The 14,190-nt window shown below is 69.4% G+C and carries 13 protein-coding genes; 2 read left to right on the forward strand and 11 right to left on the reverse strand.

What is annotated here, in order from left to right; all coding sequences use genetic code 11:
- Window positions 1-239: 239 nt before the first annotated feature.
- Genes hpaD through ACFY10_RS42380 form a run of 6 tightly spaced genes read right to left on the reverse strand, consistent with a single transcriptional unit; the run spans window position 240 to window position 7,131 of the window.
- Window positions 240-1,241 (reverse strand): 3,4-dihydroxyphenylacetate 2,3-dioxygenase, encoded by a 1,002-nt coding sequence (hpaD, locus tag ACFY10_RS42355; RefSeq protein WP_390670665.1) that lies wholly within the window; start codon window positions 1,239-1,241, stop codon window positions 240-242.
- The gene (gene hpaE / locus ACFY10_RS42360; RefSeq protein ID WP_390670666.1) at window positions 1,238-2,725 is read right to left on the reverse strand and encodes a 5-carboxymethyl-2-hydroxymuconate semialdehyde dehydrogenase; all 1,488 of its coding nucleotides are present in this window, start codon (window positions 2,723-2,725) and stop codon (window positions 1,238-1,240) included. The genes hpaD and hpaE overlap by 4 nt, the downstream gene beginning before the upstream one ends.
- Window positions 2,722-3,669, reverse strand: a complete 948-nt coding sequence (gene dapA, locus ACFY10_RS42365; protein WP_390670667.1) for a 4-hydroxy-tetrahydrodipicolinate synthase — start codon at window positions 3,667-3,669, stop codon at window positions 2,722-2,724. Before dapA ends, hpaE begins: the two co-directional genes overlap by 4 nt.
- On the reverse strand, window positions 3,666-5,123 hold the full coding sequence (locus tag ACFY10_RS42370; RefSeq protein WP_390670669.1) for a fumarylacetoacetate hydrolase family protein: 1,458 nt from the start codon (window positions 5,121-5,123) through the stop codon (window positions 3,666-3,668). Before ACFY10_RS42370 ends, dapA begins: the two co-directional genes overlap by 4 nt.
- A gap of 15 nt (window positions 5,124-5,138) precedes the next feature.
- Window positions 5,139-6,590, reverse strand: coding sequence for a 4-hydroxyphenylacetate 3-monooxygenase, oxygenase component (gene hpaB / locus ACFY10_RS42375; protein WP_390670670.1), 1,452 nt, complete (start codon window positions 6,588-6,590; stop codon window positions 5,139-5,141).
- A gap of 37 nt (window positions 6,591-6,627) precedes the next feature.
- Window positions 6,628-7,131, reverse strand: a complete 504-nt coding sequence (locus tag ACFY10_RS42380) for a flavin reductase family protein (RefSeq protein ID WP_390670671.1) — start codon at window positions 7,129-7,131, stop codon at window positions 6,628-6,630.
- 261 nt (window positions 7,132-7,392) lie between these two features.
- Here ACFY10_RS42380 and ACFY10_RS42385 point away from each other — a divergent pair, with 261 nt between their 5' ends.
- Entirely contained in the window at window positions 7,393-7,932 is a 540-nt protein-coding gene (locus ACFY10_RS42385; protein WP_390670672.1) for a MarR family winged helix-turn-helix transcriptional regulator, read from the forward strand.
- A 6-nt stretch (window positions 7,933-7,938) separates the two neighbouring features.
- Here the strand turns inward: ACFY10_RS42385 and ACFY10_RS42390 are convergent, their stop codons facing one another.
- Genes ACFY10_RS42390 through ACFY10_RS42405 form a run of 4 tightly spaced genes read right to left on the reverse strand, consistent with a single transcriptional unit; the run spans window position 7,939 to window position 12,455 of the window.
- Window positions 7,939-8,892, reverse strand: coding sequence for a fumarylacetoacetate hydrolase family protein (locus ACFY10_RS42390; RefSeq protein ID WP_390670673.1), 954 nt, complete (start codon window positions 8,890-8,892; stop codon window positions 7,939-7,941).
- A 7-nt stretch (window positions 8,893-8,899) separates the two neighbouring features.
- On the reverse strand, window positions 8,900-10,843 hold the full coding sequence (locus ACFY10_RS42395) for an acetoacetate--CoA ligase (protein WP_390670674.1): 1,944 nt from the start codon (window positions 10,841-10,843) through the stop codon (window positions 8,900-8,902).
- Window positions 10,840-11,418 carry a cupin domain-containing protein gene (locus ACFY10_RS42400; RefSeq protein ID WP_390670675.1) on the reverse strand — a complete coding sequence of 193 codons (579 nt, stop codon included), beginning with the start codon at window positions 11,416-11,418 and terminating at the stop codon, window positions 10,840-10,842. The genes ACFY10_RS42395 and ACFY10_RS42400 overlap by 4 nt, the downstream gene beginning before the upstream one ends.
- Window positions 11,419-11,435: 17 nt before the next feature.
- On the reverse strand, window positions 11,436-12,455 hold the full coding sequence (locus tag ACFY10_RS42405) for a fumarylacetoacetate hydrolase family protein (protein ID WP_390670676.1): 1,020 nt from the start codon (window positions 12,453-12,455) through the stop codon (window positions 11,436-11,438).
- A 114-nt stretch (window positions 12,456-12,569) separates the two neighbouring features.
- Between ACFY10_RS42405 and ACFY10_RS42410 the strand changes: the two genes are divergently transcribed.
- Window positions 12,570-13,169: a TetR/AcrR family transcriptional regulator gene (locus tag ACFY10_RS42410; RefSeq protein ID WP_390670677.1), complete on the forward strand. Its 600-nt coding sequence runs from the start codon at window positions 12,570-12,572 to the stop codon at window positions 13,167-13,169.
- 53 nt (window positions 13,170-13,222) lie between these two features.
- Here the strand turns inward: ACFY10_RS42410 and ACFY10_RS42415 are convergent, their stop codons facing one another.
- Window positions 13,223-14,161, reverse strand: a complete 939-nt coding sequence (locus ACFY10_RS42415) for a VOC family protein (protein ID WP_390670678.1) — start codon at window positions 14,159-14,161, stop codon at window positions 13,223-13,225.
- Between the last annotated feature and the right edge of the window lie 29 nt (window positions 14,162-14,190).

Below are 14,190 nucleotides of genomic sequence, written 5' to 3' on the forward strand. Positions count from 1 at the left end.
TCTGTATCGCGGGCCAGGAACACCGGGCAGTCTCCGGACCAGAGTGGCCTCGTCGGCCGCGAAGGAACGCGAGAAGTGGGCCGGCGGCCACTGACCAGGCACCGGCCGCCCACACACTCGGCCTTGATGCCCGGTGTGATGCCGACATCTTCGCGTGCGGGTCTGCGCCCCGCCGTAGCGCTTCGACACGAAGAGCTTGAACAGTTCGGCGCCCTCAATCGCCTTGATGTTCCACGCGGTCAGCCGAGTCCGTCTGCCCCCACCTGGACGGCGGACTCGTCCAGCAGGGAGCTGCTCACCGGCTGCGGCCGCCCGTCGAGGTCGAGGACCGGGGTCGCCTCCTTGTACCAGGACTCGATCACCGCGTTGCCCCAGAAGTCGCGGCGGCGGTCGTCGTGGACGTTCCAGCGGTACGTCTCGTGGTCCGGGTCGCCGGTGTAGTAGTCGGAGGTGTAAATCTCCACCCGGTGGCCGTCGGGATCGCGCAGGTAGACGTAGAAAGCGTTGGAGACACCGTGCCGGCCGGGCCCGCGCTCGATGTGCTTCTCCTCGTGCAGCGCGCCGAAGATGTCGGCGGTGCGCAGCACCTGGTGGGACTCGTGGGTGGCCACCCCGAGATGGTGCAGACGGGGGCCCGCCCCACCGGTAAAAGCCACGTCATGGACGGTCTGCTTGCGGTACATCCAGGCGGCGTACAGCTCGTGCTCGTCACCCTCGATGGTCTCCGAGCAGCCGAAGCCGAGTGACTTGTAGTGGGCGTATGCCGCAGGGATGTCGGGGGTGCAGATGTTGAAGTGGTCGAGGCGTGCGATCTGGGCGCCGCGGTGGAGGTCGTAACGCTGGATGAGGCGCTCACCACGCTCGATCTCGTGGAAGAACTCGACCGGGAAGCCAAGCGGGTCGACGACGCGTACGGCGTCGCCGACGCCGACCGTGCCCTCGCCCTTCTTCAACCGCTTGACGGGGCGGCCGAGTTCGGCGAAGAACCTCTCCGCCTTGTCGACGTCCTCAGGGGTGCGGACGCGGTACGAGATGTGGTCGAGAGCCGCGATCTCACCCTTGCGCAGCACGAGCGAGTGATGGGTGAGCTCATCCGTCCCGCGCAGGTAGAGGGAGTCGGCATCCTCGTACTGGACGTGGAATCCGAGCATGTCCACCCAGAACCAGCGGGCCCTGGCCAGGTCGGTGACGGCCAGTTGGGCGTAGGCGGAGCGGACGACATCGGGTGCCGGGGTGCTCATGAGGCGGCTCCGAATCGAGGGGTGTGGACGTCACCGAGCGCGACGTGGACGATCTTGGACTCGGTGTAGAAGTCGATGCTGTGGGCGCCCCCCTCGCGGCCCACGCCGGAGGCCTTGACTCCCCCGAAGGGGGTGCGCAGGTCGCGGACGTTGTGCGAGTTGATCCAGACCATGCCGGACTCGACGGCGTGCGCGATGCGGTGGCCGCGCTTGAGGTCCGAGGTCCAGATGTACGCGGCCAGGCCGAACCGGGTGGCGTTGGCCAGCTCGATCGCCTCGGCCTCGTCATCGAAGGGGGCGACGGCCACGACGGGGCCGAAGATCTCCTCCTGGAAGATACGGGCGTCACGGGACACGTCGGCGAACACGGTCGGCTGGAGGTAGTTGCCCTCGGTCAGGTGGTCCGGGCGGACGCCGCCCGCCACCAGCCGGGCCTCCTTCCGGCCGATCTCGACGTAGTTCAGGACGCGCTCGTAGTGCTCCGTGTGAACCAGTGCCCCCACCTCGGTGGCGGGATCGGAGGGCAAGCCCACCTTGACCCGCTCGGCCCGCTCGGCGAGGCGGCGGGTGAACTCCTCGTACAGCGGGCGCTCGACGAGCACCCGGGAACCCGCCGTGCAGCGCTCGCCGTTGAGCGAGAACACGCCGAACACCACGGAGTCCAGGGCCGCTTCGATGTCGGCGTCGGCGAAGACGACGACCGGGGACTTGCCGCCCAGCTCCATCGACGTGGTCTTGAGGTGCTCGGCCGAGGAACGGATGATGTGGCGGCCCGTGTCGGTCGAGCCCGTGAAGGAGATCAGGGGCACGTCCGGGTGGTCGACGAGGGCCTGCCCGGCCTCCTCACCGATGCCGTGGACGATGTTCACGACTCCGGCCGGCACCCCCGCCTCGGCGAATATCTCCGGCCAGAGCGAAGCCGACAGGGGCGTCCACTCGGCGGGCTTGAGGACGAGCGTGCAGCCGGAGGCGAGGGCCGGCGCGAGCTTCCAGCTCTCCAGCATGAACGGGGTGTTCCACGGGGTGATCAGGCCGGCGACCCCGACCGGGGTGCGGACGACGTAGCTGAACTGCTCCTCGCCCTGCCGGAATGCCTCCTCGCCGAGTGCGACGATGACGTCGGCGAAGTAGCGGAAGTTCTCCGCGGCGCGCCGGGCCTGGCCCTTGGCCTGGGTGATCGGCAGACCCGAGTCGTACGACTCGAACCGGGCGAGGCGGTCGTGGCGGGCCTCGACGGCGTCGGCGACGCGGTACAGGACGCGGGCGCGCTCGCGGTTGGAGATGGACGACCAGACGGGGAAGGCGGCCCGCGCCGCCTCGACGGCCCGCTGGACGTCGTCCTGCGCACCCCGTGCGGCCTGGGTGTAGACGGTGTTGGACACCGGGTCGGTGACGTCGAAGGTGCGGCCGTCGGCCGCGTCGACGAGTTCGCCACCGATCCAGTGCCGGATGGTCGAGGGCAGGCCCTCGGGGGCGGTGCTCACTTGTCGGCTCCGTTCTGCTGCGTTGCGAGCTGCTGCGTCAGGTCCCCGCCCTCGGCGAGGAGGGCGCGGATACGGGTCAGGCCCGGGGCGGTGGGCGTGATGAGCGGCGGCCGTACGTGAGGCGAGGCGATCCGTCCCTGCTGGGCGAGAACCCACTTCGCGGGAGCCGGGTTGGTCTCCACGAACAGCAGGTCCACCAGCGGGTGCAGGCGGTAGTGCAGGTCCCGTGCGCCGTCGAAGTCCCCCGCCTCCCACAGCTCGTACATCCTGGCCACCGCGCCCGGCGCCAGGTTGGCCACGGCGCTGACGAAGCCGGCGCCGCCGAGGGCGAGCAGCGGCAGGCACAGAAGCTCGATGCCGGACCACACCAGCAGCGAGCGGCCGCAGGCGTGCAGGACGCGGGAGAAGTGCTCGAAGTCCTTGGTGGTCTCCTTGACTCCGACGAAGTTGTCGAAGTCGGTGAACAGCCGCTTCACCGTCTCCGGGGCGATGTCGACCGCGGTGCGCGAGGGCACGTTGTACGCGACGATCGGCAGGTCCGGGAACTCCCGGGCCACCCTCGCGTACCACTCGTAGAGGGCCTCCTGCGTGGGCCGCGCGTAGTACGGCGTGATGACCAGGGCCGCGTCGGCGCCCAACTCCTGGGCTGCGGCGGTGAGTTCCAGGGTCTCGTTCAGCTTGTGGGAGCCGGTTCCGGGCAGGAAGGGCACCCGGTCGCCGATCTCCTCGACGGCCGTACGCATCGCGGCGATCCGCTCGGCGACGGTCTGCGCGCTGGGCTCGCCGGTGGAGCCGCCGAGCGAGATGCCGTGCGAACCGGACTCCAGCTGGAAGCGGATCAGGTTGCGCAGGCTGTCGTGGTCGACGGCGCCCTCGTCGGTGAACGGGGTGACGACCGGGGCGATGGATCCGCGGATGGCGGACGGGTCACTGCGGAACTTCATGCGGGTTCTCCTTGCGAGGCTTGCGAGGGGGCCTGGCTGTGGCGCCACTGCTCGAACGGTTCGCGCCAGTCGGGACCGAGGGGATACAGCCCGTCGACGCTGTGCCCGGCACGCACCTGCTCGGTGATGAAGCGCTCCCGCAGCTCCTGCTCCCTGCAGTCGGCGATCAGCTCCTCGGCCAGCTCGGGTGGTACGACCACGACACCGTCCGTGTCACCGACGATCAGGTCGCCCGGCTGCACCAGGGCGCCGCCGCAGGCGATGGGCACGCCGGTGTCCCACGGGACGTGGCGGCGGCCCAGGACGGAGGGATGCTCCCCGCCGTGGTAGACGGGCAGGCCGAGCTCGGTGACCGCGGCGCTGTCGCGCAGGCCGCCGTCGGTGACGACCCCGGCCGCACCGCGCATCTGGGCACGCAGCGCGAGGATGTCGCCGAGGGTCCCGGCGGAGGTGTCGCGGCGGGCGTCCATGACCAGCACATGGCCCGGCTGCAGCTCCTCGATCGCCCGCTTCTGGGCGTTCATGCCGTTGCCGTACCTCTTGAAGAGGTCCTCGCGCAGCGGCAGGTAGCGCAGGGTGTGCGCGACGCCGACCATGGTCCGGTCCGGCAGCGTGGGGCGGACGCCGTCGATGGACATGTGCGGCAGGCCACGGGCACGGAGCTGTGCGCTGAGGGTGGCGACGGCGACCGAGCGCAGTCCCTCCTCGACCCGCTTGTCCAGCAGGGGCTCGGGAGTGTACGCCGTCCCGTACGCGGCCTCGCGCTCCGCCGGATCGGCCTTGGGCATCGCCCCGTACGGCTCCAGGGCGGGCCCGGCGGCGACGGGATTGCGCAGGCGTCCGGTGGACAGCCCGTTGCCGGACACCTCGACCTCGACCACATCACCGGGGGCGACCACGGAGGCGCCTGCCGGCGTGCCGGTGAGGATGACGTCCCCCGGCTCCAGGGTGACCTGCCGCGACAGGTCCGCGATCAGCTCGCCGAACGGGAACAGCAGGGTGTCCGTGGTGTCGTCCTGGACCAGTCCGCCATTGACCCAGGTCCGCAACCGGAGGGCGGCCGGGTCGAGTTGGCGTGCGTCCAGCAGTCGCGGCCCGATGGGGGTGAAGCCGTCTCCGCCCTTGGAGCGGAGGTTGGAGCCGCGGTCGGCGTAGCGCAGGTCGTACACGCCGGCGTCGTTGGCGGCGGTCACCCATCGCACGTACTGCCAGCCGTCCTCCGGCCTCACCCGCTGCGCGCGCGAGCCGATGACGAGGGCGATCTCACCTTCGAAGCCGAGGAGTTCGCATCCCTCGGGGCGGACGAGCGCCTCCTTGCTGCCCGCCAACGACGAGGGTGGCTTGAGGAAGTAGGACGGATGGGCGGGGATCCGGCCGCGCTCCTTGGCGCGGCTGGGGTAGTTGAGATGCAGAGCGATGATCTTCGACGGGGGGTTTCCGAGCGGGTGCGTCATGTCGTCCGTCCGGAATCAGGCGCGGTCGAGGAAGGCCTGGACCCTGGCCTTGTACGGCTCACGGTCGTAGCTCTTCACGTACGCGCCGGCCATGCGGACCGGGTCGCCGAAGAAGTAGTACTCGTACAGCGCCTGGCGGCTGGAGAACGCGGAGATGCAGGTGTCCCACACCAGGCGGAAGAGCTTGACGCGCTCGGGGCCGGTCAGGGTGGCCGACTGCAGGTACGCCTCGATGTCGGCGGCGGCGGGGCCGGTGATGTCGAGTTCGGTCGGGGTGGCCATCAGGCCGGAGGCGCCGAGCTTGCGCAGGATCTGCGGGAAGCGCTGGTACAGCTTGGGGTAGAGGTTGCGTGCGGCGTTGAGCGGGGCGAAGGCCGGGGTGAGGACTCCGTACTCGTTGACCTCGGCGTCCGCCTCGGCCGCGCGCAGGAAGGCCCGCAGCATCTCCAGGGTGGCGATGATCTCGGCGATGTCCTCCTGGACGTGCTGGAACTGCTCGATGCCGATGGCCTCGGTGAGCAGCGACACCAGGCCGAGGACGTACTCGGTCTTGGCGGTGGTGCGGGTGACGACCTGGTGGGTCATGTGGACCACGGAGGAGGTCTGCGAGTAGAAGCCGTTGCACAGCTCGGCGTCGCCGAGGGCGAAGCAGCGCTCGTACGGCACGTGCACGTTGTCGAACACGACCACGCAGTCGGACTCCTCGAAGCGGGAGGCGAGGGGGTGGTCGTGGCGCGGACGGTCGTGGTCGAGGGGCTCGCGGGCGATGTAGCGCAAGCCGGGGGTGTCGTTGGGGATGGCGAAGGCGTACGAGTACGGCTTGTCCTCGGGGGTGCCGCGCAGCACGGTCGAGGGGAAGACGAGCATCTCGTCGGCGAATGGAGCGATGGTGGCGAGCATGCGAGCGCCGTGGATCACGACCCCGTTGTCGTCCTCCTTCACGATCCGCGCGGCCAGCTTGCCGCCTGCCTGCTGGGTACCGGCCACGGACCGGTTGACCTGCGGCGGGATCAGCGTGTGCGTGCACAGCAGGTCCTCTTCGCGGACCTTTTCGTAGTAGCGGCGGATGTTCTCGCCAAAGGCGGGGTTGGCCTGTGCGAACCAGTCGGCGGCCGAGGCGAGCGCCATCAGGGAGCTGTTCATGTAGTCGCCGGTGCGGCCGAGCATGCCGTTGCTGTGGTCGGCCCACACCTTGAACGCCTTGCGGCGCTTGACCAGGTCGTCCGGGGTCTTCGGGGTGAGGAAGGACGTACCGACCGGCTCGCCGGACGTGGGCGAGGTGTAGGTGAGGACGTCCTTGTGCTCGTCCGAGTGCTGGAGGTCGAACAATTCGGCGTAGGTCTGGACGACGTTGCGGAAGGCGGGGTGGTCCTGGATGCCGCCGGTGACGGTCTCGCCCTGGATGTGGACGGTGGGGCGGGAAGCGGCGAGGCGCTCCAGGTATTCCTTGCCGGTGCGTGCGGCCATGGTGGTTCTCCTGGGGTGGTGATCAGCGGGGTCGGGTTCAGAAGAGGTGTTCGATGCCGTCGGTGGACTCGGCCGCGGTGCCGAAGCGGCTCCAGGCGTAGGTGAGGGCGTCGCCGTCGCGGTGGCCGAGGTCGGTGACGCGGCCGACGACGAGGGTGTGGTCGCCGCCGTCGTACGCATGCCAGGGCTCGCACTCCACCCATGCCAGGGGGTTCGTGAGGCGGGGTACCCGGGCTCCGGTCGCCCAGCGGGGCTCGGCGGCGGCCTGTGCCCCGGCGAACAGCCGGGCCAGCGGCTCCTGTTCGGCACCGAGGATGTTGACGCAGAAGGAACTGTCGATCAGCAAGTCGTGGCAGCGGGCGCGTCGGGCGACGCTGACGAGCACCAGCGCGGGATCGGCGGAGACGGACGTGAAGGAGTTCATGGTCGCGCCGCGGGGACCGTCCTCGCCCGCGTACGTCACGACGGTGACGCCGGTGGCGAACCGGGACATGCAGGCGCGCAGGGCGCCAGGGCTGGGAGGGGCGAGGGCTTGGGACATGAGGAGGACTCCTTGAGTCGATCGCCGGCTGTGCACTCCCCAGAAGCCGGGGAGGGGACGGCGCTGGTCTGGCAGGCCGGGGATGAAGCGTGCGAGATCCTGACCAAAGCATGTAATCAAAGCTTTGATTATTTGGACGCTACCTGCCTCGGCCGCTCTTGGGAACCCCCGGAAGTGCACGAGGTGGAGGTGAACGTCGTCGATCAGGCGGCGGCTCAGCCGCGCCGGAGGCCGGGCGGGCGTCCGGCCTACACTCCTGGTGTGAGCCACGAGCAGCCGGACAACGAGGACCTGCATTTCTGGTCGTTCATCGATCATGCGGTCAACCGCGCGAGCCGTGAGCTCCCGGGCGTCGATCCGCTGGCGATGCGGCTGGTGCTCACCCTCCACCGGGCCGCGAACATGCTGGTCTACGACCTGGAATCAACCGTCCACCGGCCTCGGGGATGGTCGTGGCCCGGCTTCCGCGTGCTGTTCGCGATCTGGCTGTCGAGCCCCGTCGAGGCGAAGAAGGTCGCGGAGCTGTCCGGCATGAGTCGCGCGGCCGTGTCGGCGCTGGTGAACACGCTGGAGCGGGACGGTCTCGTCACCAAGGAACGCGCCCCGCACGACGGACGCGCGGTCAACCTCAGCCTCACCGAGAGCGGTCTGCACGCGATCACCACGGCGTTCCGGGCGCACAACGAACGCGAACAGGAGTGGGCGGGCTCTCTCAGCGCGGACGAACAGCAAACGCTCATCGCCCTGTTGGAGAAGCTCACCGCGCACTCACTGCGATTCGAGGTCAGGCAACGGACGTGACGGCGGCTACCTCACGTGGTTTCGCTGCGTGCCGAGTCCGGTGATCTCGCTCTCCATCACATCGCCCGCGCGCAGGAACCGGCCGTAGTGCGAGCCGTTGCCCTGCGGAGAGCCGGTGATGATCATGTCGCCCGGCTGCAGCGTCACCCGGTGCGAGATGTACGAGATGAGGGCGGCCACCCCGAAGATCATGTCGTTGGTGTTGCCCTTCTGCATGACCTTGCCGTTGAGCCGGAGCGTGATGTCCAGCTCCTGCGGGTCGGGCACGAACCGCGCCGGCACGAGGTAGGGGCCCGTGGGGTAGAACGTGGGCTGGTTCTTCGCCCGCATCCAGTCGGTCCCCATCATCGGGATGTCCGGTCGCGGCACCAGGCTGCGCGTCGTCAGGTCGTTGCAGATGGTGTACCCGGCGACGTGGTCCAGTGCCTCGTCACGGCTCACCTCGCGGGCCTCGCGCCCGATGACCACGCCCAGTTCCAGTTCCCAGTCGTGGTTCTCCCCGAGGGAGGGCAGGACGACGTCGTCGTACGGGCCGCTGATCGCGGACGGGACGCCCACCCACACGTACGGCTCACCGTGCGCGGCACGTTCGTCCATCTCCCGGGCGGCCTGCTCGCGCAGTTCCTCCTCGGTGGCATCCGCCGTCCCCAGGCGGTGCGCCACGGTGATCTGGATGACGTGCTCGCGGTAGTTGGCCCCGGCGCCGAAGATCTGGCCCGGAGGCTGGACCGGGGCGAGCACCGTGAGCTTGCCCGCCGGTCGCCCGTCGCCCGCGGGTGCGTCGGCCAGGGACTGGAGCGCTTCCAGCGACGCATCCCAGTCGGCCAGCAGGTCCGATGTGGTCGTGGCCGCGGGCAGGACGGTCCGGGTGTCGTACACCCGGTCGTCCACGACGATGCCGGGGAACGGACCGGACTGTCCGTCGGTGAACGTTCCCAGTGAGAAGGGGGTCTGGCTCATGGTTTCCTCATGCTTTCCGGCGGGTGTGGGCGAACTCCGCGTATTCCTGGAGCAGCGCGCTGTCGTCCACCGCGCCCAGGTCCACGACGTCGCGCAGGGAAGCTCCCTGCAGCAGGCGCTTGACCGGCACCTCTATCTTCTTTCCCGTGCGGGTGTGCGGGATCGCACGCATGGGCACGACCTCGTCGGGCACGTGCCGCGGTGACAGCTCCTCGCGGAGTACCTGGTTGATGCGCCGCGCCACCGCTTCGGGGTCGGCGTCGTCCTGGAGGGCGACGAACAGCGGCATGTAGTAGGCGTCCTCGCCGAGTTCGGCGCCCACGACGAGGGCTTCGCGCACCTCGGGCAGCGCCTCGACGACCCGGTAGATGTCCGCCGGCCCCATGCGCACGCCCTGCCGGTTCAGGGTGGAGTCCGAGCGGCCGTGGATCACACTGCTGCCGTCGGGCTCGAACTCGATGAAGTCCCCGTGCCGCCAGGCTCCGGCGTACACGGAGAAGTAGCTCTCCCGATAGCGCCGGCCGTCGGGGTCGTTCCAGAAGCGGAGCGGCATCGAGGGCATCGGCTGGGTGATGACCAGCTCGCCCCGCTCGCCGACCACCGGCTTGCCGTCCTCGTCCCAGGCTTCGACACAGACGCCCAGGGCCGGTGCCTGGATGCGCCCCACGCGGACGGGCACCGTGGGGGCGCCGCCGACGAAGATCGAGCACACGTCGGTGCCGCCGCTCATGGAGGTCAACCACACGTCGCCGAGCCGGTCGTAGACCCAACGGAAACCGTCGGAGGACAGCGGTGATCCGGTCACCTGCACCGTCCGCAGTGCCCCGGCCTCAGGGGCGAGACCGGCCTTGAGGCAGGCGTGCAGGTATCCGGCACTGACGCCGAGCGTGTCGACGTCGTGTTCGTCGACGACACGGAAGACGCGCCCCAGGTCGGGGCGGACCGGGCTCCCGTCCAGCAGCACGATCGTGGCGCCGACCGCGAGCCCGGAGACCAGCATGTTCCACACCACCCAGCTGGTGCTGGCGACGTTGAGGAAGCGGTCGCCGGCCCGTAGGTCCGAGTGCAGCCGCAGGACCTTGAGGTGTTCCAGGAGGACACCTCCATGGCCGTGCACGATGCCCTTGGGTGCCCCGGTGGTACCGGAGGAGAACAGCACCCACAGCGGGTGGTCGAAGGGCAGCTCGTCGAACTCCGGCTCGCCTCCTCCAGCCGTGACCGTGCCCCAGAGCGACACGGAGCGGTCCGCCGTCGGCAGGCTCCCGGGGCGGAGGTGATCGACCCAGAGCACGTGCTCCACCGACGGCAGCCGGTCGATCACGGTACGCATCTCGTCAGTGCGCTCGTGCGTCCGCCCGCCGTAGTGGTAGCCGTCCGTGAGCATCAGGACCTTGGGCTCCAGCTGGGCGAACCGCGAGAGCACCCCGTCCGCGCCGAACTCCGGGGAGCACACCGACCACACGGCCCCCACCGCGGCACAGGCGAGGAGCCCAACGACCGCCTCCGCGCGGTTGGGCAGGACGGCGGCCACGCGGTCGCCGCGGGCCACGCCCATCCGGCGCAGCGCGGCGGAGAGGGCGGCGACCTGGCCGCGCAGTTCGGCTCGCGAGAGCTTGTGGGACATGCCGTCGTCGTCCACGACGACGAGCGCCTCGCCCGGGCAGCGGCGCAGCACATGCTCGGCGTAGTTCACGGTACGGCCGGGAAACCACGTGCCTCCGGGCATCTCCCGGGGGGCCACCGGGCCGGTCGGGGTACCACCGAGTCGTACGCCCTCGAACTCGGCGACGGACTCCCAGAAGCGGCCCAGGTGCTGCGTGGACCAGCGCCAGAGATCGAGGTAGTCGTCGCCGCCGTCGTAGTCCTTCAGCCCACGGCGGTAGCGGGCCAGTTCGCTGCCTTCCTGCCGGGCAGGGCTCGGCATCCACAGGATGTCGTGCGCGGTGCTCATGAGACGGCGGTGTCGACGGGCAGGGCGCCGATGAGGACGAAGGCCACGCGACACGTCGTGTCACTGCGGTTGGACCAGGAGTGGCTCGTGCCTCGCTGGATGATCACGTCACCGGCCCGGGCGAGAGTCTCTCTCTCGTCCGTCAGCAGCCATATCTCGCCCTCGAGGACGAGGGCGTAGTCCAGGCTGTCGGTGCAGTGGAACCAGAAGTGGCGGTCGCCGGCGGCGGGGGGCGCGGCGGCGCGGGCGTGTTCGCCGTCGATGTCGTCGAAGAGGGAGTCGGCGGCACCGTCGGTGTAGGCGCTGTCGGGCGGGAAACTCGCGATCCGGAAGACCGTTCCGCCGAGCTTGGGGTACATCGGCACCTGGGTGTCGGCGGAGGCCGTGTCCTGATTGCCGTCGTTGCTGACGTCGCCCGGTTCGGTCTGCCAGGGGACGATCGCGCCGAACCCCTGGACGGTGTCGGACACGAAGACGTTGGGGGCCGGACCGTCGCTGATGACGGTGGAGCGGCCGTCTGCCGTGTGCCCCGTGACGATGCGCCGTACCGGCTTGATGGCGTGCGGGGTGGTCATCTGTCTTGGTCCCGTCGTCAGTTCGCTGGCGTACCGAAGGGGTACGGGCGGGGCTCGGGCCACCAGGGGGCCTTGTCCGGCTCGGCGCTCAGGCGGTTGCGCAGGACACCGACACCTTCCAGTTCGAGTTCGACGACGTCTCCGGGCGACAGCCGCCGGTCGAGCTCCAGGCCGGAACCGTTGGGCAGGGTGCCGGAGCCGATGAGGTCGCCGGGCTGAAGCCGGTCGCTGATGGAGACGTAGGCGAGCAGTTCTTCCGGCGTGTAGATCATTCCCTCGGCACTGGTCTCGCTCCAGAGCTCGCCGTTGACGCGGACCACACCCTTGAGTCCGTCGACGGACGGCAGCTCGTCGACGGTCGTGATCCAGGGACCGATGCCGTACGCGTAGTCCTTGCACTTCTGCGGGCCCATGCCCATGCCCATCTCGGGTCCCTGGATGTCACGGGCGCTGAAGTCGTTGAAGATCGTGACGCCGAACAGGTGGGCGCGGGCGTCGTCGGGGGTCAGGTTGCGGCCCGCGGCCGCCACGATGAGGCCCATCTCCAGTTCGTAGTCGACGAATTCGGAGTAGGCCGGGTAGGGGATCTCCTCGTCGTGGCCGTAGACCACTCCGGTGGATCCCTTGAAGTAGCCGGGTGTCTTGAACAGTTGGGGGTTGGGCAGTCCGCCGCCCACCTTCTCCGAGAATCCCTTCATGTGCGCGGGGAAGGTCAGGCCGTCACGGATGACCGGCGGGTCGACGGCCGCCACCCAGGACAGCCCCTCGACCGGCAGCGAGGCGTCGTCGGCGGCCCGGTCAACGGCCCAGTGGGCGGCGTCGAGGAACGCCGGCCCGGCGGCGATGGCGGCGGCCATGCTCGACGGGAAGTGGGCCGCGGCCAGTCGGCGGGCCGCGTCCGACGTCGCGCGCTGCGCCTGCCTGCCCAGGGCGTAGGCCCTGGCCAGGTCGATGACCCTGCCCTCGTCGGGCCGTACGGCGACGAGCCTGATCTGCTCGCCGTCGGGGGAAGGTGTTGAGATCCGACCCAGCTTCATGTGTCCAGCTCCTCTATCTATTCGAAACGTTTCGTATCGTATGGCGGATGAATTGCCTTGTCGATCCCCTACTGGCATTGGGAGATGAGGCCGTGCGTGGGGTAGTTTCAGTGTGTGGCTGTACGAAGCGAATCGAGTCGTCGAGCGATTCTCGACGCGACCTTGGACCTCCTTGTCCGCGACGGCAGGCGCGCCATCACGGTGCAGAAACTGACCATGGAGGCGATCGCCAAGCGGGCCAAGGTCAGCAAGGCGACGATCTACCGGTGGTGGCCGAACAAGGCCGCGGTCGTCATCGACGCCTTCATGGAGAACCACCTGGCGCACACCCGCATCCCCGACGGGGTGCCGGTGCGCGAGGCCCTTCTGACCCACCTCAAGTCACTGATCTCCCGCTACTCCGGCCCTCAGGGCAAGCTGGTCGCCCAGATCATCGCCGAGGGGCAGTACGACCCCGAGACGATGGCCAACTTCCGCGCGCGGTTCTGGCACGAACGCGCCGCGGCCGTCGAGAAGCTGATGCGCAGGGGAATCGACGAGGGCGTCTTCCGGTCCGACCTCGATCCGGCGGCGGCAGCCCAGATGTTCTACGCCCCGGTCTACTTCCACCTCCTCTTCGGCGGCAGCCCGCTCGACGACGCGCTCGCGGAACAGCTCGTGGACATGGGGATCCGCGGCCTGGCAGCGCATCCGCCGGCGGACGAAGAGTCCTGAGCCCCTCAGCCCGGCGGCGTCCCGAGCACATCTCGGCACCTCGGGCCCGGGGGTCACACCGGCGGTGCGACGAACAGCCCCCGGTCCGGGTCGTTGAACATCTCCCTGGACACGAAGTCGTTCATCGGGTTGGAAGTCCCCCACACGTCCGAGGTCTCCGGGTCCTCGGTGCTGTACAGGTGAGGGTGCCAGGTGTCCTCGTCCAGGGTCTCCAGCTCCGTGGTGTACTCCATGGTGTTGCCGTTGGGGTCGTGGAAGTACGTGAAGGTGTTGTCCCCGGCGCGATGCCGGCCGGGACCCCAGACCTTGTGGATCCCGTCGCGCATCAGGCGGCCGCTGCCGCGCATGTACTCCTCCAGACCGCGCATCTCGAAGGACGCGTGGTGCAGCGAGACATGGGGACAGCGCGCGATCGCCATGCTGTGGTGCTGGGGGTTGCAGCGCAGGAACCACATGATCCCGCCGAGCTGCGGGTGCACGTTGGTGTCCGAGAGCCGGAAGTCCAGGTACTTCTCGTAGAAAGCCATCATGCGCTCGGGCTCCGGGGAGTTGAGCACGACGTGGGACAGCCGCACCGGGATGTCCTCGCGCTCCTCGATCCTGCGGTGGGTGCGGGCGGCCACCTCGGTGGAGATCTCGATGGTCCGCCCCTCCACGTCGAAGAACCGGAAGCCGTAACCGCCGCCGGGCGTCTGGAGCGTGTCCGGCTCGCTGACCAGCTGCACGCCGTCGGTGGCGAGGCGGGTGGCGAGGCCGTCCACCGCGGCGCGGTCTGCGGCCCCGAAGGAGACCAGATCGAGGCGCTTGTCCTGGGAGCGGCGGACCCGGACGACGTACTGCTCGGGCGAGCCCTCGGCGGCGAAATACGTGACGTCACCGTCGGAACCGACCTTGGTCAGCCCCCACTGCTGCTCGTAGAAGGCGACTTGCTTGTCATAGTCCTGAACGGCGATGTCGACGTGCCGGAGGTGGGTGATGGGCTGGACGGGCATGGTGAACTCCTGTGGGGGAAACAGTCTCT

It is taken from the genome of Streptomyces sp. NPDC001401, from assembly GCF_042895385.1.
Classification (GTDB): Bacteria; Actinomycetota; Actinomycetes; order Streptomycetales; family Streptomycetaceae; genus Streptomyces.